The sequence below is a fragment of the Deinococcus indicus genome (genome assembly GCF_002198095.1).
Taxonomy (GTDB): Bacteria; Deinococcota; Deinococci; order Deinococcales; family Deinococcaceae; genus Deinococcus; species Deinococcus caeni.
In genome coordinates this window covers 187220-206498 of record NZ_NHMK01000009.1, presented here as the reverse complement: position 1 = coordinate 206498, position 19279 = coordinate 187220, and the positions used below count along the sequence as shown (strand labels likewise).

19 protein-coding genes and 1 tRNA gene are annotated in these 19279 nt (G+C 70.6%); 11 read left to right on the top strand and 9 right to left on the bottom strand.

Annotation, left to right across the window (positions count from 1 at the left end; translation table 11 throughout):
* Positions 1 to 15 precede the first annotated feature (15 nt).
* From CBQ26_RS03590 to CBQ26_RS03580, 3 genes are all read right to left on the bottom strand, one after another.
* Positions 16 to 300 (bottom strand): hypothetical protein, encoded by a 285-nt coding sequence (locus tag CBQ26_RS03590; protein WP_229844267.1) that lies wholly within the window; start codon positions 298 to 300, stop codon positions 16 to 18.
* On the bottom strand, positions 297 to 1064 hold the full coding sequence (locus CBQ26_RS03585) for a sulfite exporter TauE/SafE family protein (protein ID WP_088247214.1): 768 nt from the start codon (positions 1062 to 1064) through the stop codon (positions 297 to 299). The genes CBQ26_RS03590 and CBQ26_RS03585 overlap by 4 nt, the downstream gene beginning before the upstream one ends.
* Before the next feature lie 436 nt (positions 1065 to 1500).
* A tRNA-Ala gene (locus CBQ26_RS03580) sits at positions 1501 to 1575 on the bottom strand.
* A 94-nt stretch (positions 1576 to 1669) separates the two neighbouring features.
* Here CBQ26_RS03580 and CBQ26_RS03575 point away from each other — a divergent pair.
* Together CBQ26_RS03575 and CBQ26_RS03570 are read left to right on the top strand one after the other, a co-directional pair.
* On the top strand, positions 1670 to 2977 hold the full coding sequence (locus tag CBQ26_RS03575; RefSeq protein WP_088247213.1) for an HD domain-containing protein: 1308 nt from the start codon (positions 1670 to 1672) through the stop codon (positions 2975 to 2977).
* Between the two features lie 221 nt (positions 2978 to 3198).
* Positions 3199 to 4665 (top strand): glycoside hydrolase family 13 protein, encoded by a 1467-nt coding sequence (locus CBQ26_RS03570; protein WP_088247212.1) that lies wholly within the window; start codon positions 3199 to 3201, stop codon positions 4663 to 4665.
* Positions 4666 to 4723: 58 nt separating this feature from the next.
* Here CBQ26_RS03570 and CBQ26_RS03565 read toward each other — a convergent pair whose 3' ends face one another.
* Positions 4724 to 5920 (bottom strand): molybdopterin molybdotransferase MoeA, encoded by a 1197-nt coding sequence (locus CBQ26_RS03565; RefSeq protein WP_088247211.1) that lies wholly within the window; start codon positions 5918 to 5920, stop codon positions 4724 to 4726.
* Positions 5921 to 5982: 62 nt separating this feature from the next.
* Between CBQ26_RS03565 and CBQ26_RS03560 the strand changes: the two genes are divergently transcribed.
* Together CBQ26_RS03560 and CBQ26_RS03555 are read left to right on the top strand one after the other, a co-directional pair.
* The gene (locus tag CBQ26_RS03560; RefSeq protein ID WP_088247210.1) at positions 5983 to 7056 is read left to right on the top strand and encodes a CAP domain-containing protein; all 1074 of its coding nucleotides are present in this window, start codon (positions 5983 to 5985) and stop codon (positions 7054 to 7056) included.
* A 96-nt stretch (positions 7057 to 7152) separates the two neighbouring features.
* On the top strand, positions 7153 to 7632 hold the full coding sequence (locus CBQ26_RS03555; protein ID WP_088247209.1) for an FKBP-type peptidyl-prolyl cis-trans isomerase: 480 nt from the start codon (positions 7153 to 7155) through the stop codon (positions 7630 to 7632).
* A gap of 83 nt (positions 7633 to 7715) precedes the next feature.
* Here CBQ26_RS03555 and CBQ26_RS03550 read toward each other — a convergent pair whose 3' ends face one another.
* The 3 genes from CBQ26_RS03550 to CBQ26_RS03540 form a co-directional block, all read right to left on the bottom strand.
* Positions 7716 to 8231, bottom strand: a complete 516-nt coding sequence (locus CBQ26_RS03550) for an HD domain-containing protein (protein ID WP_088247208.1) — start codon at positions 8229 to 8231, stop codon at positions 7716 to 7718.
* A 67-nt stretch (positions 8232 to 8298) separates the two neighbouring features.
* Positions 8299 to 9285, bottom strand: coding sequence for a thioredoxin-disulfide reductase (trxB, locus tag CBQ26_RS03545; RefSeq protein WP_088247207.1), 987 nt, complete (start codon positions 9283 to 9285; stop codon positions 8299 to 8301).
* 57 nt (positions 9286 to 9342) lie between these two features.
* Positions 9343 to 9864 carry a hypothetical protein gene (locus tag CBQ26_RS03540; RefSeq protein WP_088247206.1) on the bottom strand — a complete coding sequence of 174 codons (522 nt, stop codon included), beginning with the start codon at positions 9862 to 9864 and terminating at the stop codon, positions 9343 to 9345.
* Positions 9865 to 9895: 31 nt separating this feature from the next.
* On the opposite strand from CBQ26_RS03540, the gene CBQ26_RS03535 reads away from it, so the two are divergent.
* The 7 genes from CBQ26_RS03535 (at position 9896) to CBQ26_RS03505 (ending at position 16640) form a co-directional block, all read left to right on the top strand.
* The gene (locus CBQ26_RS03535) at positions 9896 to 10957 is read left to right on the top strand and encodes a CobW family GTP-binding protein (protein WP_088247205.1); all 1062 of its coding nucleotides are present in this window, start codon (positions 9896 to 9898) and stop codon (positions 10955 to 10957) included.
* 81 nt (positions 10958 to 11038) lie between these two features.
* Positions 11039 to 11296: a 50S ribosomal protein L28 gene (gene rpmB, locus CBQ26_RS03530; RefSeq protein WP_088247204.1), complete on the top strand. Its 258-nt coding sequence runs from the start codon at positions 11039 to 11041 to the stop codon at positions 11294 to 11296.
* Positions 11293 to 12222 carry a manganese ABC transporter substrate-binding protein MntC gene (locus tag CBQ26_RS03525; protein WP_088247203.1) on the top strand — a complete coding sequence of 310 codons (930 nt, stop codon included), beginning with the start codon at positions 11293 to 11295 and terminating at the stop codon, positions 12220 to 12222. The genes rpmB and CBQ26_RS03525 overlap by 4 nt, the downstream gene beginning before the upstream one ends.
* A 105-nt stretch (positions 12223 to 12327) precedes the next feature.
* Positions 12328 to 13050, top strand: a complete 723-nt coding sequence (locus tag CBQ26_RS03520) for a manganese ABC transporter ATP-binding protein MntA (protein ID WP_088247202.1) — start codon at positions 12328 to 12330, stop codon at positions 13048 to 13050.
* A 76-nt stretch (positions 13051 to 13126) separates the two neighbouring features.
* Positions 13127 to 13936, top strand: coding sequence for a manganese ABC transporter permease MntB (locus CBQ26_RS03515; RefSeq protein WP_088247201.1), 810 nt, complete (start codon positions 13127 to 13129; stop codon positions 13934 to 13936).
* Between the two features lie 90 nt (positions 13937 to 14026).
* The gene (locus CBQ26_RS03510) at positions 14027 to 14839 is read left to right on the top strand and encodes an SDR family NAD(P)-dependent oxidoreductase (RefSeq protein ID WP_088247200.1); all 813 of its coding nucleotides are present in this window, start codon (positions 14027 to 14029) and stop codon (positions 14837 to 14839) included.
* A gap of 199 nt (positions 14840 to 15038) precedes the next feature.
* Entirely contained in the window at positions 15039 to 16640 is a 1602-nt protein-coding gene (locus CBQ26_RS03505) for an ABC-F family ATP-binding cassette domain-containing protein (RefSeq protein WP_088247199.1), read from the top strand.
* Positions 16641 to 16696: 56 nt separating this feature from the next.
* Here CBQ26_RS03505 and CBQ26_RS03500 read toward each other — a convergent pair whose 3' ends face one another.
* Positions 16697 to 18394 carry a bifunctional metallophosphatase/5'-nucleotidase gene (locus CBQ26_RS03500; RefSeq protein WP_088247198.1) on the bottom strand — a complete coding sequence of 566 codons (1698 nt, stop codon included), beginning with the start codon at positions 18392 to 18394 and terminating at the stop codon, positions 16697 to 16699.
* A 186-nt stretch (positions 18395 to 18580) separates the two neighbouring features.
* A complete protein-coding gene (locus CBQ26_RS03495) occupies positions 18581 to 19201 on the bottom strand; it encodes a nitroreductase family protein (protein WP_088247197.1) in 621 nt (206 codons plus the stop codon).
* Positions 19202 to 19279: the final 78 nt, after the last annotated feature.

Below are 19279 nucleotides of genomic sequence, written 5' to 3'. Positions count from 1 at the left end.
CGGCAGCTGACCGGTCTACCCGATGAACTGCCGGACCACGACCACCAGCGCCAGACCGGCCAGCGCCAGCACCGCCGCCACGCTCAGGCGACGGTCCACGCGCCACCCCGCCAGCGCCACCCACAGGGCCGCCAGGACCGGCACCGACGCGATCCACACCACACCCACCCACGCGTACTCAGGCAGCAGCACCCCACCCGCCAGCAGCACCACACCCACCCAGAAACCCAGCGGGTACAGCCACGCGGGCAGCCCGGCCAGCTCGGTATCCGGCTTCTGCGGAGGCAGCGGCGCGCTCACGCCTGCCCCCAGTACTTCCACAGCAGCTGCCCGGCCGTGAAGATCAACAGCAGACTGAAGAACAGCTTGAGCTGCGCCGCCGGAATGCGGCTCTGAAGGGTCGCCCCGGCCCGCGCGCCGATCAGCACACCCAGCGCCACCCCGGCCGCCAGCGGCAAGTCCAGCAGCCCGCCCGCCTGATACACCAGCGCGTTCCCCACCGCCGTCAGGCCCATGATGAAGGTACTCGTGGCAATCGCCTGCCGGATCGGCACGCCCGCCAGCAGGTTCAGGACCGGCACCTGCACGGTGCCCCCACCGATGCCCAGCAGACCACTCATAACCCCCGCGAACGTCATGGCAGGCGGCACGAGGCGACTGGGCGGACGCTCGACCTCCACCCGTTTCAGGCCGCGCAGCAGGTTGTACGCGGAGTACAGCAGCAGCAGCGCGAACACCGTCGCCACCGCCCGCGCCGGAAGGACCAACCCCAGGAAACTCCCGGCCGCCCCACCCACGATCGTGTACGGCGACAGCAGGTACCCCGTCCGGGCGCGCACCAGCCCCTGCCGCAGGTAACTGGCCGCGCCACTCAGGCCCACGGCCAGCACCCCGATCTGACTGACCGCCACCGCCTGCGCAATCGTGATGTCCCGCCCGAACAGCGGCAACACGAACTCCAACGCCGGCACCACCACCACGCCGCCACCCAGACCCAGAATCGCGCCCAGCACGCCCGCCAGCAAGCCCACGCCGATCACGGCCACCATCATCGCACTGATCATGAGGGAATCACCCCAGGAACGTAGCGCATTTACGGCGCAGGTGCGGCAGTCATACGGACTCCGATTGAATGGGCTGTAAAGCCCGCCCGGTCCGAGCGGATGCGACTCGGAGAGCTGCCCCGCAGAGCAGGAGAGACACGGGTTCTTCAAGTCCGGAGGGGCGTTTCTCTCCCAATCAGCAATGGTGCGGACAGGTTCATCCCTTCCGGGCAGACCAGCGATGAACACGCCGTGTTTGCCCCTCCCCCTTGAGGGGGGAGGCTGGGAGGGGGTGAGCAGGCATGGCATGACAGAAGACGTGTTCCATGCTTTGCCCCCTCTGGCGCTTGAACAGCGTCCGCACCATTGCTCAGGCCAGTTGGCCCCGCGTTGGTCCCGCGCTCCGGCTGGGCGAAAATCGGCAAAAAGAAAACCGCGCCTAATGCGCGGTTTCTTGTGGTGGAGGCTTGGGGATTCGAACCCCAGACCCTCCGCTTGCAAAGCGGATGCTCTCCCGCTGAGCTAAGCCCCCTCAGCGCCGTGAACTGTAGCAGCTTGCGGGGGGTTTAGCAAGTGTGGGCCAGATGGCGCAGGCGTGGGTGGCGGCGGGTGGGTAGCATGGGGGGATGTTCGGTCGTCGCGCGCCATTGCCTGTGTTTCCGCCTGGGGCGCTGCTGGTGGGCGGGGCGGCGCGTGACTGGTTGCGGGGCGTGCCGGCGAAGGATTTCGACTGGGCGGTGCCGGATCCGGCGGGCGCGGCGCAGGGGCTGGCGCGGGTGTCGGGCGGGGCGGCGTTCCCGCTGGACGCGGAACGTGGGTACTGGCGGGTGTCGGCGCCGGGGGGTGTGCAGCATGATCTGGTGCCGTTGCCGGTTGATGTGACGGCAGACCTGTTGCGGCGGGATTTCACGGTGAATGCGCTGGGCGTGTGGGCGGACGGGCGGGTGCTGGACCCGGCGGGTGGCCGCGCGGATCTGCGCTCGCGGCGGCTGCGGATGGTGTCGCGGGAGAACCTGCGCGCGGATCCGTTGCGGGCGTGGCGGGCGGCGCGCTTTGAGGGCACGCTGGGCTTCCGGCTGGAGGTGGAGACGGAGGCGGCGGTGCGGGAGGTGGCCGTGGATCTGGGTGCGGGTCTGCTGCCCATGCCGGCCTGGGAGCGGGTGCGGGATGAGTTGCACGCGCTGCTGGGTTCGGAGGGGGCGGCGCGGGGCGTGGCGCGCCTGGAGGAGCTGGGTCTGCTGGTCCTGACCGTGCCGGAGTTGCGTGAGGGGCTGGGGGTGGCGCAGGGCGGCTTTCATCACCTGGATGTGTTCGGGCACAGTCTGGAGGCGCTGCATCAGCTGCTGGCGCGGCGGCCGGACGCGCCGCTGACGCTGCGCTGGGCGGCGCTGCTGCACGATGTGGGCAAGGCCCGCACGCGCGCCGTGGACCCCGTGACGGGCCGCGTGTCGTTTCACGGGCACGAGCGGGTGGGCGCCGAGCTGAGTGCCGGGATCCTGACGCGCCTGAAACTGCCGGGGGATGAGGTGCGGCGGGTGTCGGCGCTGGTGGGGGCGCACATGCTGCCGCTCCCGGCGAATGAGCGGGAGGCGCGGCGCTTCGTGCATCGGCGGCGGGAGCTGCTGCCGGACCTGCTGTCCCTGATGCTGGCGGACCGCGAGGCGGCGCGCGGCCCGGCGAGCAGCGAGGCGTCCCGGCGGACGTACGCGCGGGGTTTCGAGCGGGTGCTGGCGGCGCTGGAGGAGCAGCCCTCTGCGCCGCCGCCGCTGCTGGGCGGGCAGGAGATCATGGCGCTGCTGGGCGTCCCGCCGGGGCCACGCGTGGGCATGGCGGCCCGCGCCCTGGCCGAGGCGGCCGCGCTGGGAGAGGTGACCACGCCGGACGGGGCGCGGGCGTTCGTGCGGGACTGGGCGGACGGGAACCCCACAACCTGACGTGAGCGCGGTCCGCTGTCATACGGACTGCCGTTTGTTTCGCCAACCATCCGGAACTTCACCGCCCCTGCCGGCTCCACGTCCGGCAGCCCGCTGTTGCCCCCACTCTGCGGGGCAGCTCTACGAGTCGCTTCGCTCCGATTGAACGGGCCTTGCAGTCCATTCAATCGGAGTCCGCTGTCAGGGGATTGCCAGCCAATCCCCGCTATGCTGCCGCAGAGATGAATCCGCAGCGCCCCGACCGTTCCCGCGACACGCATCCCATCACGCCCGACTGGGTGGCGGACGCGGTGTTCTACCAGATCTTCCCCGACCGTTTCGCCCGTTCAGGCCGCGTGACGGGCCTGAACCTGCAACCCTGGGGCGACACGCCGCACTTCCATAAGTACATGGGCGGCGACCTGTGGGGAGTGATCGAGCGGCTGGATCACATCCAGGGGCTGGGCGTGAACGCCATCTACTTCTGCCCGGTGTTCCAGTCGGCCAGCAACCACCGGTACCACACGCACGACTACTATCAGGTGGACCCCATGCTGGGCGGGAACGACGCCCTGCGCGCCCTGATCGACGAGGCGCACGCGCGCGGCATCCGGGTGGTGCTGGACGGCGTGTTCAACCACTCCAGCCGCGGCTTCTTCCAGTTCAACGACCTGCTGGAGCAGGGCGAGGCGAGCGCGTACCGCGACTGGTTCCATGTGGACGGCTGGCCGCTGCAACCGTACGACGACACCCGCCCCGCCAACTACGCCGCGTGGTGGGGGAACCGCGCCCTGCCGAAGTTCAACACGGCCAACCCGGCGGTGCGGGAGTTCCTGTGGGACGTGGCCGAGTACTGGATGCGGTTCGGAATCGACGGCTGGCGGCTGGACGTGCCGAACGAGATCGACGACGACTCGTTCTGGCAGGAGTTCCGCCGCCGCGTGAAGGCCGTGAACCCCGAGGCGTACATCGTCGGGGAGATCTGGGGGGACGCGCACCGCTGGTTGCAGGGCGACCAGTTCGACGCGGTCATGAACTACCACTTCACGCGGCCGTGTCTGGCGTTCTTCGGGGCGCGGACGCTGGATCACCCCATGAACGAACGCAGCGGCACGGGCCGCGTGGACCCCATGACGGCCGAGGCGTTCGCGGCCCGCATGACCGACGTGAAGAACATGTACCACCCGGAGATCGTGCGGGCGCAGCTGAACCTGCTCGACTCGCACGACACGGCCCGTTTCCTGACGGCCGTGGGCGGTGACGCGACCGCGTACCGGCTGGCGACCGTGTTCCAGATGACGTACGTGGGCGCGCCCTGCATCTACTACGGTGATGAGATCGGCCTGCCCGGCGGTCCCGACCCCGACTGCCGCCGCGCCTTCCCGTGGGACGAGCAGGACTGGGATGGGGACACCCTAACCCTGACCCGCACCCTGATCGCCGCGCGCCGCAGCGTGCCGGCCCTGACGCGCGGCACCTTCGAGGTCACGCACGCCCAGGGCGAGGGCGTGGTCTTCGTGCGCCGCCACGAGGCCGGCAACGCGCACATCGCCCTGAACGCCGCGCAGCACGAGGCGCACCTGCCGGTCACGGGGGTCACGCCCGGCCAGTACCGCGACGTCCTGACCGGCCGCACCCTGACCCTGACCGCCGACACGCCCCTGAGCGTCCCGGCGCGCGGCGCACTGGTGCTGGTGCCGCTGGCGTGAGCGGCGTGGGGCGCGTGGGGGTGGTTCACGGCGACCAGCCCCGCGCGCCCCGCTCACCTCACAGCAGGATCACGTCCACGTCGTCGCCCGCCGCGACGGGCCGGCCTTCGGGCACGATGACGAGCGCCCCGGCCTCGCTGAGAGACCGGAGGATGCCGCTGCCCTGCTGGCCGTAGTCGCTGACCATGCCGTTCTGGAGGGTGGCGCGCCAGAAGGCGGTCTTGTCGGGCAGGGCGCGGAAGGGCGTGGCGGCGCGCAGCCGCAGCGTCTGGGGGGGCTGGCCGGTCAGGGCGGGCCGGACGATCACGTGGAACACCACGAGACTGCTGACCGGGTTACCCGGCAGGCCGAAGACCGGTAGGCCGTTCCAGCCGCCCAGGATGGCGGGTCCGCCGGGGCGCATCCGGACCTTCCAGAAGCTCACGCGGCCCTGCTCGATCAGCAGATCGCGCATGAAGTCGTACCGGCCCATGCTGACGCCGCCGCTGGTGAGCAGCGCGTCCGCGCCGCCGGCCCGGTCGATGGCGGCCTGGAGGGCCTCGGGGCTGTCCGGGGCGTGCCCGAGCGGGACGACCTCGCACCCGGCCTCGATCAGCATGGCACGCAGGCCCACGGAGTTGCTGTCGTACACCTGCCCGGCCGTCAGGGGCTGACCGGGCGGGACGACCTCATCGCCGGTGGACAGCAGCGCCACGCGCAGCGGCGCGAGCACCGGCACCTGCGGATGCCCCAGCGCGGCGGCCAGCGCCAGCCGGGGCGCGGTCAGCAGCAGGCCGGCGGTCATGACGACCTCGCCCGCGCGGAAGTCGCCGCCCTCGTGGCGCACGTCGCCGGGACTTGCGGGGCGGCGCAGCAGCACCCCGTCCGGGCCGTCGTCGAGCAGCTGTTCGACCGGGCAGATGGCGTCCGCGCCGGGCGGCAGGGGCGCGCCGGTGTAGATGCGCACGCACTCGCCCGCGCCGACCGTGCCGGTGAAGGCCGCCCCAGCGCGGCTCTCGCCGATCACGCGCAGGCGCGCCGGGACGTCCGGCGTGGCCCCCAGCGTGTCGGCCTCGCGGGCAGCAATGCCGTCCAGGGCGCTCTCGGTGGCGCTGGGGTGGCTGACCAGGGCGCGCAGGTCGCCCGCCAGGGTCCGCCCGGCCGCCTGCGCGAGCGGCAGCGTCTCGGTGCGGCGGTCGGGCAGCAGGGCGGCCAGCAGGGTGCGGGCCTCGTCCACGCTGACATGCATGGGGAACGGGGGGAGCGGCGCAGTCATGAAGGCAGGATAGGGGCCGGGCCGCCCTGCCGGTGCGCGGCCGACCCTACCATGAGGCATTCATGGACGGTTTCTCCTGGCGGTGGGCGGCGCGGCGGGCCGCGTGGGCGCTCGTCTGGCTGCTGGCGCTGCTGGCCCTGGCGTGGGTCGGCCTGCGGGCGGCGGGGTGGCTGCCCGGCCCACCACCTGCCCCGACCACGGTCAGCACGCCCACGACTGCCGAGGCCCCACCAGCCGAAGCGCCCCCAGAAGCGCCCCTGCCAGCCGCACCGGAATCCGCCCCGGATCCCCAGCCGGAGCCAGGGCCGTCAGACCCGGTGCCGCCTGTTCCAGCGCAGCCCACCACAGACCCGACGCCGGACCCGGCGCTGGCCCTGCTGAACCGCCTGCGGGCCGGGGCGGGCGTGGGCGCGGTGCGGGCCGAGCCGGACTGGCAGGCGGGCTGCGCGGCGCACGCGCGGTATCTGGTGCGGGCCGACCGCGCCGAGCACCGCCAGGACCCGGCCAGTCCGTTCCGGTCGGCGGCGGGCGAGGCCTGCGCGCCGGGGCATTACTTCGTGTCGTCGCAGCCCGGCAGCGACCTGCGGCGCGCGCTGTCGTACTGGGTGGGTGGCGCGTTCCACCTGCCGCAACTGCTCGACCCGCGCCTGACCCGCGTGGCGTCCGGCGAGGCGCAAGACGCGGCCGGGGCGTTCCGGTCGGCGGCCGTGCTGGATGTAAGGCGTGGCCTGGGTGCGGCGACCGGTGAGGCGTACCCCGTGCGTTACCCCGGCCCGGAGGCGGGCCTGGAGCTGGCGGCGTTCCCGGCGGAGGCGTCGGCGGCCGAGTGGCCGGACCCGCTGGTGCACTGCGGGCTGAGCGGGGCGGGCGCTCCCATCGCTCTGCTGATGGGGCCGGGCGTCACGGTGCGCGGCGCGGCCCTGAAGGTGAACGGGCGGCCCGTCCCGGCGTGCCTGCTGCGCGCGGACACCTTCCGGGGGGCGTCGGAGGGCGACACGCGGGCCGGGCGGGGCGTGCTGGCCGCGCAGGGGGCCGGGGTGCTGCTGCCGCACGCGCCGCTGCGGGCCGGGGACCGCGCGCAGGTGAGTTTCGGCACGTCGGCCGGGCGGGTCGCGTGGAGTTTCAGGGTACGGTAACGGTTCCTGTCCGCGCCGAGAGGGTACACTCCTTGGGCAACAGAACCTGTCCGGCGTTCCCTGACCTCCAGGGACGGACGGGGAAATGGAGACCGCATGAACATTACCCAGGACAAGGTTGTCGAACTCGATTACAAGCTCACCGTGAACGGCGAAATCATCGACCAGAGCGAAGCGGGCGAGCCGCTGGTGTACCTGCACGGGCACAGCAACATCATTCCCGGCCTGGAGAACGCGCTGGAAGGCAAGGCCGCCGGTGACGCGATGCAACTGACGGTGCAGCCCGAGGAAGGCTACGGCCCCCGCGACGAGGACAACATCGAGGACCTGTCCCGCGAAGATTTCGAGGACGACATCGAGGTCGGCGCGACGTACTACGCGCAGGCCGAGGACGGCAGCATGCTGCCCTTCACGGTGATCAACGTGGACGGCGACACCGTGAAGGTGGACTTCAACCACCCCATGGCGGGACTGGTCCTGGACTTCGACGTGAAGGTCCTGGCCGTGCGTGACGCCACGCCCGAGGAACTCGAGCACGGCCACGCGCACGCCGACGGCCACCACGACCACGAGTAATCCGCACCAGGAAGGCTGACTTCCTGCAATAGCGCCGCCTCTCCCGGTTGGGGAAGGCGGCGCTGTCCGTGTGCCGGGGCGGCCTATTCCTGATCGTCGTAGAGGTGCAGCAGCGCGGCGTCCGGGTCGCCGCCGGGGTGGTGGTGGCGGGCGACGAGGCGGGCGACGCGGGGGCGGGCGCCGGCGTGAGCCAGCAGGCGGGCCCCGAGTTCCGGGTGGTGCGCGCGGATGCCGACGGCCCCGACGGGCGGCAGGATCCGGGACAGGCGGTTGGGGATCAGGCCGACCAGCACCCGCTCCCACAGCCGGTAGGGGCGCAGGCTCTTGCCGCAGTCGTGCAGCAGCGCGGCGGCGACCAGTTCCGGGTCGGCGTGCGGGTGGTCGCGGATCAGGTGGCGGGTGACGCGGCAGGCGTGTTCGCGGTCACGGGGGTCCATGGCGCGGTACACGCGGGTCTCTTCGGGGGTCAGGTGGGTCTGCGCCCAGGGGTCGTCGGGGTGGGCGTCGCTGGCGCGCAGGCTGCGCAGGAGGCGGCGCACCTTGGCCGCGTACCCGTTCGCCTTGCGGCGCAGGCGGCTCATGAAGGTGCGGTGAGGCATGTGCCGAGCATAAGCGAGCGGGACGCCCCTCCACCACCGGGGCGTCCCGCCGCGGGCTGAGGTGTTCTTAATCCGCTGCGGTCTCGGCGGTTTCGAGTTCCAGGGCGGCCAGGGCGCGTTCGGCGCTCATGGCGGCGCGCGTTCCCGCGCCGACCGACGTGCCGAGCTGGCGGTAGATGTGGTCGCTGACGTCGCCGGCGGCGAACAGCATGGGGACGCTGGTGTAGATCTCGTCGGTGACGTCCACGTAGCCGTCGGGGCGCAGGGCGACGGTGTCCTTCACGAATTCGGTGTTGGGAGTGTGGCCGATGAAGATGAACACGCCGTCGGTGGGCATGTCGTACTGCTCGTCGGTCTTGAGGTTCTTCAGGCGCACGCCGCTGACGGCCTCGTCGCCGAGGATCTCGACGGGGGCGGTGTCCCAGACGAATTTCATCTTGGGGTTGGCGAAGGCGCGGGCCTGGGCGACCTTGTTGGCGCGCAGGGTGTCGCGGCGGTGGATCAGGGTGACCTCGTCGGCGAATTTGGTCAGGAACAGGCCTTCCTCGACGGCGGCGTCGCCTCCGCCGATCACGACGACCTTCTTGCCGCGGTAGAAGAAGCCGTCGCAGGTGGCGCAGGTGCTGACGCCGCGGCCCCAGAAGTCCTGCTCGCCGGGAATGCCCAGGCGTTTGGGGTTGGCGCCGGTGGCGAGGATCACGGCCTTGGCGTGGTAGGTGCCGCTGTAGCCGGTGACGGTGAAGGGGTAGGCATGTTCACGGTCGTCGTCGGCGCGGGTGATGCTCTGGACCTCGTCCATCTCGATCTTGCCGCCGAACTTCTCGGCCTGCTGCTGCATGCGGCTGGCGAGTTCCATGCCGCTGATGGGTTCGGGGAAGCCGGGGTAGTTCTCGACTTCCTCGGTCTGGGCGATCTGGCCGCCGGGCAGGCCCTTTTCGAGGATCAGGGTGCTGAGGCTGGCGCGGCCGGTGTAGATGGCGGCGGTGAGGCCGGCGGGGCCGCCACCGACGATGACCACGTCGTAGTGCTGGGTGCTGGGAGTGTTGCCCGTCATGTGTGAAGCGTACCACCGGGCACCTTTGCGGATGGTCAGCCAAGCACACTTTACTTTTTAAAGCATCGGGTGGGTCGATCTGGAGGGCAGGTGGGCGGCGGGACCAGCCACCCGGCCGCCCATCGGTCGCGGCAGCGCGAGATTCAGGTCCGCTCCGTCCACAGGTCCGCCGCGCAGGTAGGCCCGCCAGGGTTCCAGCGCCCCCACGACCGGGCGCGGCGGGCGGTGCAGGCGTACCAGCGCCTCGCGGTAGCCGGGGCCGTGGCGGGCGGCGATCCAGGCCTCGTGGGCGTACAGCGCGGCGCGCAGGTGCAGGCGGCCCTCGGTGGCGAGCACGGTGCGCCCGTTCCGGGTGAAGGTCTGGGTGCGGCGGTTGAAGTGCAGCGCGCCGTCCGGCAGGTCCAGGGTCAGACCGGCCGAGTGCAGGGTCAGGTGACCCAGGGTGTACAGGCTGCTGCCCTGCGGGCTGGGGCTCTTGCGGAAGCCGCGCAGGGCGAGGTCGCCCTGGCGGGCGTCGAGGCCCAGGAACCAGAACTGGGCGGTCAGGGGGCAGCGTCGGAGGGTGTGGAACCTTGCCATAAAATTGATAATAGAATATCATTATCAGGCTATGGTGACTGTCCCCCCTGTCCGCTCCTCTGTGCCCATCACCGTCCTGTGCGGTTTCCTAGGCGCCGGGAAGACCACCCTCCTGAACCACCTGCTGACCCAGACCGACGGGCAGCGCGTCGCCGTGATCGTCAACGAGTTCGGCGCCGTGAACATCGACGCCAGCCTCGTGGTCAAGACCGACGAGCAGACCATCGAACTCAGCAACGGCTGCATCTGCTGCACGCTGCGCGGCGACCTGCTGCACGCCGTGAACGACCTGCTGGAAACGCGCGAGCTGGACGCCATCCTGATCGAATCCACCGGCATCGGCGAGCCCCTGCCCATCGCGCAGAGCTTCTGCCTGACCCCCGAGGAACTGGAAATCGAACCCGAGGAGGGCCAGCCCGCCATTCCCGACCTGCTGGGCCGCGTGCACGTGGACGCCATGATCACGGTGGTGGACAGCGCGCAGTTCTTCACGCTCTGGAACCGCCAGGACGCCATCCCCGGCGACGATTTCGAGCGCGGCTTCGGGGAACTGCTGGCCGAGCAGCTGGAATTCGCGGACATCGTCGTGCTGAACAAACTCGATCTGGCCGCGCCGGACGACGTGCGGCAGCTGCGCGAACTGATCGGCATCACCAACCCCCGCGCCCGCGTGCTGGAAGCCACGCGCGGCGTCCTGCCCGCCAGCGAACTGCTGAACACCGGCCTGTTCGACTTCGACCACTCCAGCCAGCTCGACGCCTGGATGACCGAACTGGAAAAGGAACACACCCCGGAATCCGAGACGTACGGGCTGGGCACCCACATCTTCCGCAGCGAGCGGCCCTTCGACCCGGACCGCCTGAAAGAGGCGCTGACACTGGGCCTGCCGCGCAACGTGATCCGCTCCAAGGGCTGGGTGAACCTGGGCAACGGCGTGGCGACCCTCTGGAACCACACCGGCCGCCAGCTGGCCCTGGAGACGGCGGGCGAGTGGCTCAGCCCGGACGAGGCCTTCAGTGAACTGGTGTTCATCGGGCACGACCTCGACGGCGCGGCGCTGGACCAGCTGCTGAGCGGCGCCCTGCGCGCCTGACCACCGCCAGAAGGTGCGCCCGGCAGAACGTGCGCTGCTGAACCTTTCCCCCACCCCCAGACGTGATAAGGAGATATCAATATGAGTCGTGAATGCTACCTGACCGGCAAGAAGAACCTCGTGGTGAACAGCGTGACCCGTCGCGGCAAGGCCCGCGCTGCGGGCGGCGTGGGCCGCAAGGTCACGGGCGTGACCAAACGCGTGCAGCGCGCCAACCTGCTGAAGAAGACCATCCGCGAGACCGTGAACGGCAAGAGCACCGTCAAGACCGTCTGGCTCAGCGCGAACGCCCTGCGGACCCTCAGCCGCGGCCCCCACAAGGGCATCGAACTGCTGTGAAACGCTCCGCGCTGCTGATTCCCGCGCTGCTGGCCGCCTGCGCCGCCCCCGGTGCGAGCGCCGCGCCGCTGCAGGTCAGCGCGACCACCACCATCATCGCGGACTTCGTGCGGGTCGTCGGCGGCAGCCGCGTGCAGGTGAACGTCATCGTGCCCGCCGGGGCCGACACGCACGCCTTCCAGCCCACCACCGGCGCCATCCGCAGCCTCGCGCAGAGCCGCGCACTGTTCGCCAACGGCGCCGGCCTGGAACCCTGGCTGCCCAAACTGAAAGCCAGCGCCCCCAGGGTTGCGGTCCGGGAACTCACGGCCGGCCTGAAACTCCACGAGGCCGGCCATGACGACCACGGCGACGAACACGCCGACGAACACGCCGGGGACGACCACGACCACGGCCCGCTCGACCCGCACGCCTGGTGGGACCCCACCCTGGCCGCCGGGTACGTGAAGAACGCCCAGGCCGCCCTGACCCAGCTGGACCCGGCCGGGAAGGCCACCTACGCGAAGAACGCCGCCGCGCAGCTGAAAGCCATCAGCGCCGCCGACGCCTACGCGAAAAAGCAGTTCGCCAGCATTCCCGCCGCGCGGCGCGTGATCGTCACCAACCACGACAGCCTCGGTTACTTCGCCGAACGCTACGGGCTGCGCGTGGTCGGCGCCGTCATTCCGGGTGTCGGGACCGAACGCGAACCCACCTCCCGTGAACTCGCGACCCTGGCGCAGGCCATGAAGAAGGCGGGCGCGCGGGTGATCTTCACCGAGAACACCGTCAACGCCCGCCTCGCCCAGACGCTGTCCCGCGAGACCGGCGCTCGCGTTGCCCCGCCCCTGTACACCGACGCCCTCGGGGCCAAGGGCAGCAGCGGCGACACGTACCTCAAGGCGTTCCGCGCGAACGTGGACATCATGGTCAAGGCCCTGAAGTAACCGGGACGCGGAAGGCGGGACGCAGTGGAGAGGCCCTTCCTGCGTCCCGCCCCTCTTTTGATTCTGCGCTCGCAACATCAGCGCGCCAGGGGGTATGCTGGTCTGATGCTGGGCGTCGAGAACCTGACCGTGAAGTACGGGCCGCAGACGGCCCTGGAGAACGCCAGCGTGCGGTTCGAGGCCGGGTCGTTCAGCGCGATCATCGGCCCGAACGGCGCGGGCAAGAGCACCCTCCTCAAGACCCTGGTGGGCCTGCTGCCGGACCACGCGGACGCCGTGCGCTTCGACGAGGGCCACAGCGCCCGCTCGTGCATCAGCTACGTGCCGCAGCAGCAGACCCTGGACTGGGCCTTTCCCGTGACCGTCTGGGACGCCGCCATGATGGGCCGCACCGGCCGCCTGGGCTGGCTGCGCTGGCCCGGCCGCAAGGATAGGCAGATCGTGGAGGACGCCCTGAAGGAAACCGGCGTGTTCGACCTGCGCAGCCGGCACATCGGCGCGCTGTCCGGCGGGCAGCGGCAACGGGTCCTGCTGGCGCGCATGCTGGCCCGCCAGGGGCACCTGCTGCTGCTGGACGAACCCCTGACCGGCGTGGACGCCGCCACCCAGGAAACCCTGATGGGCCTGCTGAGGCGGCAGGCCGACCGGGGCCGCGCCGTCGTGATGGTCACGCACGACCTCGAACAGGCGCGGCGCTGGTGCGACCATCTGGTCCTCGTGAACCGCCGCGTGATCGCGGACGGCACGCCCGAACAGGTGTACACCACGCAGAACATCGAGGCGACCTTCAGCACCAGCTTCCTGGGCCATACTCACGCCGAGGCGTGAGGTCGATGGGTGATGGTTGAAAGATGATGGACGACACACCCGGCCTGACCACCTTCCCGCACCTTCGAGGCTTCCCTTGCACCTGCTGACCGACCCCCTCCAGTTTGCCTTCTTCAACCGCGCCCTGATCGCCGTGATCCTCGTCAGCGTCCTGTGCGCCCTCGTCGGCGCGTGGGTGGTGCTGCGCGGCCTGAGTTACATCGGGGACGCCATGAGCCACGCCGTGTTCCCCGGCATCGTCGGCGCGTTCCTCATGCAGGGCAACCTGCTCGTCGGGGCGCTCATCGCCGCCGTCCTCACCGCGCTGGGCATCGGCGCCATCGGGCGGCGCAGCGGCCTCAAGCAGGACAGCGCCATCGGCATCGTGTTCGTCGGCATGTTCGCACTGGGCGTCGTCATGCTGTCCCGCGCGCCCACCTTCACCACCGACCTCAGCAACTTCCTGATCGGCAACCCCCTGGGCGTCACGCCCGCCGACCTGTGGGGCGCGCTGGCCGTCACGGTCGTCGTGGGCGGCATCCTGACCGCCATCCAGAAGGAACTGCTGCTCGCCTCCTTCGACCCCACCGAAGCCCGCGCCGTCGGCCTCCCCGTGCGCCGCCTGGAAAGCCTGCTGCTGATCCTGATCGGCCTCGTCGTCGTCCTGACCGTGCAGCTCGTCGGGACGACCCTCAGCGTCAGCCTGCTCATCACGTCCAGCGCCGCCGCGCGCCTGCTGGCCCGCAGCCTGAAAAAGATGATGCTGCTGGCCGCGCTGCTCGGCACCGTCGGCGGCGTCACGGGCCTGTACCTCAGCTACTACGCCAACACCGCCCCCGGCGCGACCATCGTCCTCGTGAACACCGCCATCTTCCTGCTGGCGCTGGCGCTGCGCAGACGGGAGTGACCGGCACTTCCTGCCCACAACGCCGCCCCCTTCCGATCCGGCAGGGGGCGATCTTCATGCCGTCCCCTCCCCTGCCGTACCCTGTGCGTCATGACGACTTTGCAGCGGTTCACAGGCAGGACAGTACTCATCACGGGGGCAGGGGGTGGGATCGGCGCGGCCCTGGCGCACCGGTATGCCTCAGAGGGAGCGCGCGTCGCGGTGAACGACCTGAACGCGGCGGCGGCGCAGGCGGTCGCAGACGCCCTGACGGCGGCGGGCGCACAGGCGCTGAGCGTGCCGGGCGACGTAAGTGTAGCCGACGGTGTAGAGGCGATCTTTGCGGCGACCGAGGCTCATCTCGGGCCAGTGGACGTGCTCGTGAACAACGCGGCGCTGACGAGTGACCAGCGGCACTTCCTGGATGCGGACGAGGCGTGGTGGGACCTGTTCCTGCGCGTGAACCTCAAGAGCGTGTTCCTGTGCAGCCACCGCGCGGCGCGGGGCATGGCGGCGCGGCGGCGCGGCGTGATCCTGAACGTGTCGAGCGGCGGCGCGACCCGCTCGCACCGGGGGTTCACGTCGTACGACGCGGCCAAGGGCGGCGTGGAGGCGTTCACGCGGGCGCTGGCGCTGGACATGGCGCCGTACGGGGTGCGCGTGAACGGCATCACGCCGGGGTTCATCAACACGTACGGACTGGAAGGTGAGGATCTCGCGCAGCGGGAGAAGACCGTGCCGCTGGGCCGCTACGGCACCGCCGAGGACATGACGGGCGCGGCGGCGTTCCTCGCGTCGGACGACGCGGCGTACGTGACGGGGCAGTTCGTGGTCGTGGACGGCGGGGTGCTGGTGCAGCAGCGCAGCGCGAACGTGGACACCTTCCCCCTCAGCAACTTCCCGGACGTGCCTGCCGAGGGGTGAGGGAACCCTCCGCCATCCGGCGCATGTGTTTCCCGCCCGGCAGGTGGTACGGTCTGTCTTGATCGCCGGGGTTACCCGGCTGCTCCGTCCCTCCGTTCATTCAAAGGACCTCCCTGCCTTGCGTCTGTAACCCCTGACTGCCGTGTTCCGAGTTGCCGCCTGCCGCGTGTGGGCTGGCCTGTCCCGTCAGGGGGATGACATGTTGTTGATGGCGAGTGGGGTCGCGCGGTCGTTCGCGGACCGGGTGGTGTTTTCGGGTGTGGAGCTGACCGTGGGGGCCGAGGAACGGCTGGCGCTCGTCGGCGAGAACGGCAGCGGCAAGAGCACGCTGCTGCGCGTGCTGGCGGGGCTGGACGCGCCGGATGCGGGCGTGATGACGCGCTCGGGCCGCGTGGCGCTGCTCGCTCAGACAGCATCACTGGGCGGGTCGGTGCTGGAGGCGGTGACGCCCCCGGCGCTGGCCGGGGCGCAGCTGGCGTTCGAGGCGGCCTCGGCGGCGCTCTCGGACGGGTCGGAGGCGGCGCTGCTGGCCTTCGCGGACGCCGAGGAAGCCTACCGGCTCGCGGGTGGCTACGACTTCGCGGGTCGCGCGGCGGCGGTGCTGGCCGGGCTGGGTCTGGACGCCGGGGCGAGGACGGACCGGCTGTCGGGCGGGCAGGCGCGGCGGGTGCTGCTGGCTGCGCTGCTGCTGGCCCCGGCGGACGTGTACCTGCTGGACGAACCCACCAACCACCTGGACGCAGGGGGCGCGGCGTGGCTGCGCGACTGGATCCGGGCGTCGGACGCGGCGTTCGTGCTGGCCAGCCACGACCGGGCGTTCCTGGATGAGGTGGCGACTGGCGTGGCAGACCTGGAACGCGGCACGCTGAGCGTGTACCCCGGCAATTACTCCGGGGCGATGGCCCTGAAGGCCACGCTGCGCGAGGCGCAGGCCCGTGATTTCGAGGCGTACCGCCGCAGGCGCGCCGCGCTGGACGAGGAGCGCCGCCGCCTGAGCAGCAGGGGCAGCGTCGAGGAGAACCGCTCGCGCGCGCGGGACAACGACAAGTTCCTGTCGTCGCACAAGGCGGGGCGGGCGCAGGTGCTGTTCTCGAACCGGGCGCGGGCCATGGAGCGGCAGATCGAACGGATGGACATGGGGGCGCCAGAGAAACCGTTCCGGGACGCGCGGACGCTGCGCCTGACGCTGCCGCCCGTGCCGCCGGGGCCGCTGGAGGTGCTGACCGTCCGGGACCTGGGCGTGACGCATGGCTCAGGGGTGGTGCTGTCCGGCGTGACCCTGCACGTGCGCCGGGGCGACCGGGTGGCCCTGACCGGCCCGAACGGTGGCGGTAAGAGCACGCTGCTGCGCGCCCTGCTGGGCGAGGTGCCGCACGAGGGCGCCGTGACGTGGGGCGCGGGGCTGACCGTCAGCCGGACCGGGCAGCACGGCGAGGAACTGCGCGGGCTGGACACGGTGGGGGACGCGCTGCTGGACGCCAATCCCCTGCTGACCCTGCACCAGCTGCATGAGGTCGCGGCGGCGCTGGAGGTGCCGGGCGGCCCGGCCTTCCCGGTCACGGGTCTGTCGGGCGGGCAGCGGACGCGCCTGAGCCTCGCGCGGCTGAGCGTCACGCGCGCGCAGGTGCTCCTGCTGGACGAACCCACCAACCACCTGGACGTGCGGGCCATCGAGGCGCTCGAATCCCTGCTGCTGGACTTCACGGGCACGGTGCTGCTCGCCAGTCATGACCGGCGGCTGGTGCAACGGATCGCCACCCGCGAGTGGCGCGTCGGGGGTGGCGGGGTACAGGAGGCGTGAAGTCGCGGACATGAAGAAGAGGCCGCGCTGGGCGGCCTCTTACGCTGCGACTGGGTTCAGTTCAGGCGCTTGATGCGTTCGGTGGTGTCGGGGGTGACGGTGGTGCTGGTCAGGTAGGCGCGGAAGGCGTCGATGTCCAGGTCGCCGCCCAGGCGGTTGGTGCCCTGCGCGAAGGTGGTGAAGCCGTCGCCGCCGTCGGCGAGGAAGTTGTTCAGCACGACGCGGTAGCTGGCGGCGGGGTCGATGGCCTGGCCGTTCAGTTTGATCTCGCTGACCTTGTCGCCCTTGGCCTTGGCGTTGTCCCAGGTGTACGTGAAGCCCTTGCTGACCTGCAGCAGGCGGTTGGTGCCGGCCGAGGGGTTGTCGAACTGCTGTTCCAGCGCGGCCTTGATCTGCGCGCCGGTCAGGGTGATGACGGTCAGAATGTTCCCGAAGGGCTGCACGGTGAAGGCGTCGCCGTACGTGACCTGCTTGCTGGGGTTGGGGACGTTCACGGGCAGGTCGGCGCGGATGCCGCCGGGGTTCATGAAGGCGATGACGGCGCCGCCCTTGCTGGCGGGCGCGGCGGCGGCGAGCTGGCTGTCGGCGATGACGCGGCCCAGCAGGCTCTCGCCGTTGGGGCCGGCGGCGCGGGTGATCTGCTCGACGCCCAGCGTGGCGATCACGGTGCGGGCGATCGGGTCGGTCAGGTCCTTGGCTTTCTGGACCAGGGCGGTCATGGCGGCGTCTTTGGGCGTCTTGGCGGCGTCCACGACGACGTTGCTGGCCTTGATGGCGGTGACGCGGTTGGCGCGGGTGTCGACGGTCATGTCGATGCGCTGCAGCAGGTGGCCCAGGGCGTCGCCCTGCATGACGATGCGGTCCTTGCCGTCGGGGCCGGCCACCAGGCAGTTGTAGCCGCGGTGGGTGTGGCCGGTCATGATGGCGCTGACGGCGGGGTCGAGGGTCTTGGCGATGTCCACGATGGGGCCGCTGAGGGTCTTGCAGTTCACGATGTCGAAGGCGTCGCCGCTGGTGCCGCCCTGGTGGACGAGCGCGACGATGGCGTCGGCGCCCATGCGTTTGATGGTGGGGATGGCGGCGTTGATGCTCTTGACCTCGTCCTCGAACTTCAGGCCGGCGACGCCGGCGGGCGTGACGACGGTGGGGGTGTCCTTCAGGACGGCGCCGACGAAGGCGACCTTGGCGTTACCGACCTGCACGATCTTGTAGGCGGGCAGGACGGGCTGACCGGTCTTCTCGTCGAGGACGTTCGAGGCGATGTAGGTGAACTTGGCGCCCTCGAAGGTGTTGTTGAACTTGCAGGCCTTGGCGGCGTCGTTGCTGTTGCAGCCGCCCTTCTGGTAGCGCTGCAGTTCGGCGAAGCCGTAGTCGAATTCGTGGTTGCCGACAACGTTCACGGCCATGCCCAGGCTGTTCAGGGCGTTGATGGTGGGTTCGTCGCGCAGCAGGCCGCTGATCAGGGGGCTGGCGCCGGTCATGTCACCCACGCCCACGAAGATGGTGTTGGGGTTGGCCTTGCGGGCCTCGGCGAGGATGCCGCCGATGGCCTCGACGCCGCCGGCCTGGACGGTCAGGGTCTTGGTGCGGTCGGCGGGATCGGGTACGCGGAAGCTGGTGGGCAGCAGGTTGCCGTGGAAGTCGTTGACGCCGATGACGGTGACGTCAACCGAGGTGGGGCCGGAGGGTCCGAGGAGCATGGAGCAGCTGCTGAGGCTGAGGGCGGCGCCGATCAGAAGGAGATTGTTTTTCATGCGCCATTCATTGTAGGGCGTTTCCTGTCTGCGGAGCATCAGGCGGCCGGCGCGCCGGGTGGAGTACCGCTGGGGGAACAGGGGGAATGTGAAAAACCGCTCCCGGTGTGGGAGCGGTCCTCGGTTGGCCCGGTGGGTGCGCCCGCGGGCGCGGGCCCGGCACCCCGGCGGGTCAGCCGTGCGGGTTCAGTAGAACTTGGTGATGCGTTCGACGCTGTGGCGGTGGTGGGGGAAGCCGTCCTCGGCGCGCTTGCCGACGGGCAGCAGGCCGGCGAACTGGACGTGCTCGGGCAGGCCCAGGATTTCCTTGACCTTGTCGGGCTGGAAGCCGAGCATGGGCACGGTGTCGTAGCCGAGGCCGCGGGCGGCGATCATGACGAAGGCGAAGGCGATGTTCGCCTGGCTCAGGCCCCACTGGCCGCGCTGGGCGACGTCCTGGCCGCCGAAGGCGCCGTCGAAGGTCTTGCGCTGGCCTTCGCGGCCGGCTTCACCCATGCCGGGGTGCGCGGTTTCCTCGACGGTGGCCAGGGTGTCTTCCATGTCGCTGTACACGACGATGACGGCGGGGGCGTTCGTGACCTGTCCCTGGCCGTAGGAGGCGTCCTGGAGCTGCTGCTTGATGGCGGCGTCCTGCACGACGGCGAAGCGCCAGGTCTGGGCGTTCCAGGCGCTGGGGGCGAGGCTGGCGAGGCGCAGGATCTCGTGCAGGTCGTCCTGGTTCATGGGTTCCTGGGCGTACTTGCGGATGCTGCGGCGGGTCTCGATGGCTTCTTTGACGTTCAGGGTGTGGGGGGTGGTCGCGGTCATAAGTCCAAGCTAGATCAATCGCTTTGAAAAGTCAAGTGGTGTGAGTTTCGTCATGATCTGATCAGCCCCGCAGTGTAA

Coding starts and splice junctions, on each gene's coding strand:
- CBQ26_RS03510 (WP_088247200.1), top strand. CDS start 14,027: ATGACGACTTTGCAGCGGTTCACAGGCAGGACAGTACTCATCACGGGG.
- CBQ26_RS03585 (WP_088247214.1), bottom strand. CDS start 1,064: ATGATCAGTGCGATGATGGTGGCCGTGATCGGCGTGGGCTTGCTGGCG.
- CBQ26_RS03505 (WP_088247199.1), top strand. CDS start 15,039: ATGTTGTTGATGGCGAGTGGGGTCGCGCGGTCGTTCGCGGACCGGGTG.
- CBQ26_RS03495 (WP_088247197.1), bottom strand. CDS start 19,201: ATGACCGCGACCACCCCCCACACCCTGAACGTCAAAGAAGCCATCGAG.
- CBQ26_RS03520 (WP_088247202.1), top strand. CDS start 12,328: ATGCTGGGCGTCGAGAACCTGACCGTGAAGTACGGGCCGCAGACGGCC.
- CBQ26_RS03550 (WP_088247208.1), bottom strand. CDS start 8,231: ATGCCTCACCGCACCTTCATGAGCCGCCTGCGCCGCAAGGCGAACGGG.
- CBQ26_RS03575 (WP_088247213.1), top strand. CDS start 1,670: ATGTTCGGTCGTCGCGCGCCATTGCCTGTGTTTCCGCCTGGGGCGCTG.
- CBQ26_RS03555 (WP_088247209.1), top strand. CDS start 7,153: ATGAACATTACCCAGGACAAGGTTGTCGAACTCGATTACAAGCTCACC.
- trxB (WP_088247207.1), bottom strand. CDS start 9,285: ATGACGGGCAACACTCCCAGCACCCAGCACTACGACGTGGTCATCGTC.
- CBQ26_RS03500 (WP_088247198.1), bottom strand. CDS start 18,394: ATGAAAAACAATCTCCTTCTGATCGGCGCCGCCCTCAGCCTCAGCAGC.
- CBQ26_RS03570 (WP_088247212.1), top strand. CDS start 3,199: ATGAATCCGCAGCGCCCCGACCGTTCCCGCGACACGCATCCCATCACG.
- rpmB (WP_088247204.1), top strand. CDS start 11,039: ATGAGTCGTGAATGCTACCTGACCGGCAAGAAGAACCTCGTGGTGAAC.
- CBQ26_RS03540 (WP_088247206.1), bottom strand. CDS start 9,864: ATGGCAAGGTTCCACACCCTCCGACGCTGCCCCCTGACCGCCCAGTTC.
- CBQ26_RS03560 (WP_088247210.1), top strand. CDS start 5,983: ATGGACGGTTTCTCCTGGCGGTGGGCGGCGCGGCGGGCCGCGTGGGCG.
- CBQ26_RS03535 (WP_088247205.1), top strand. CDS start 9,896: ATGGTGACTGTCCCCCCTGTCCGCTCCTCTGTGCCCATCACCGTCCTG.
- CBQ26_RS03565 (WP_088247211.1), bottom strand. CDS start 5,920: ATGACTGCGCCGCTCCCCCCGTTCCCCATGCATGTCAGCGTGGACGAG.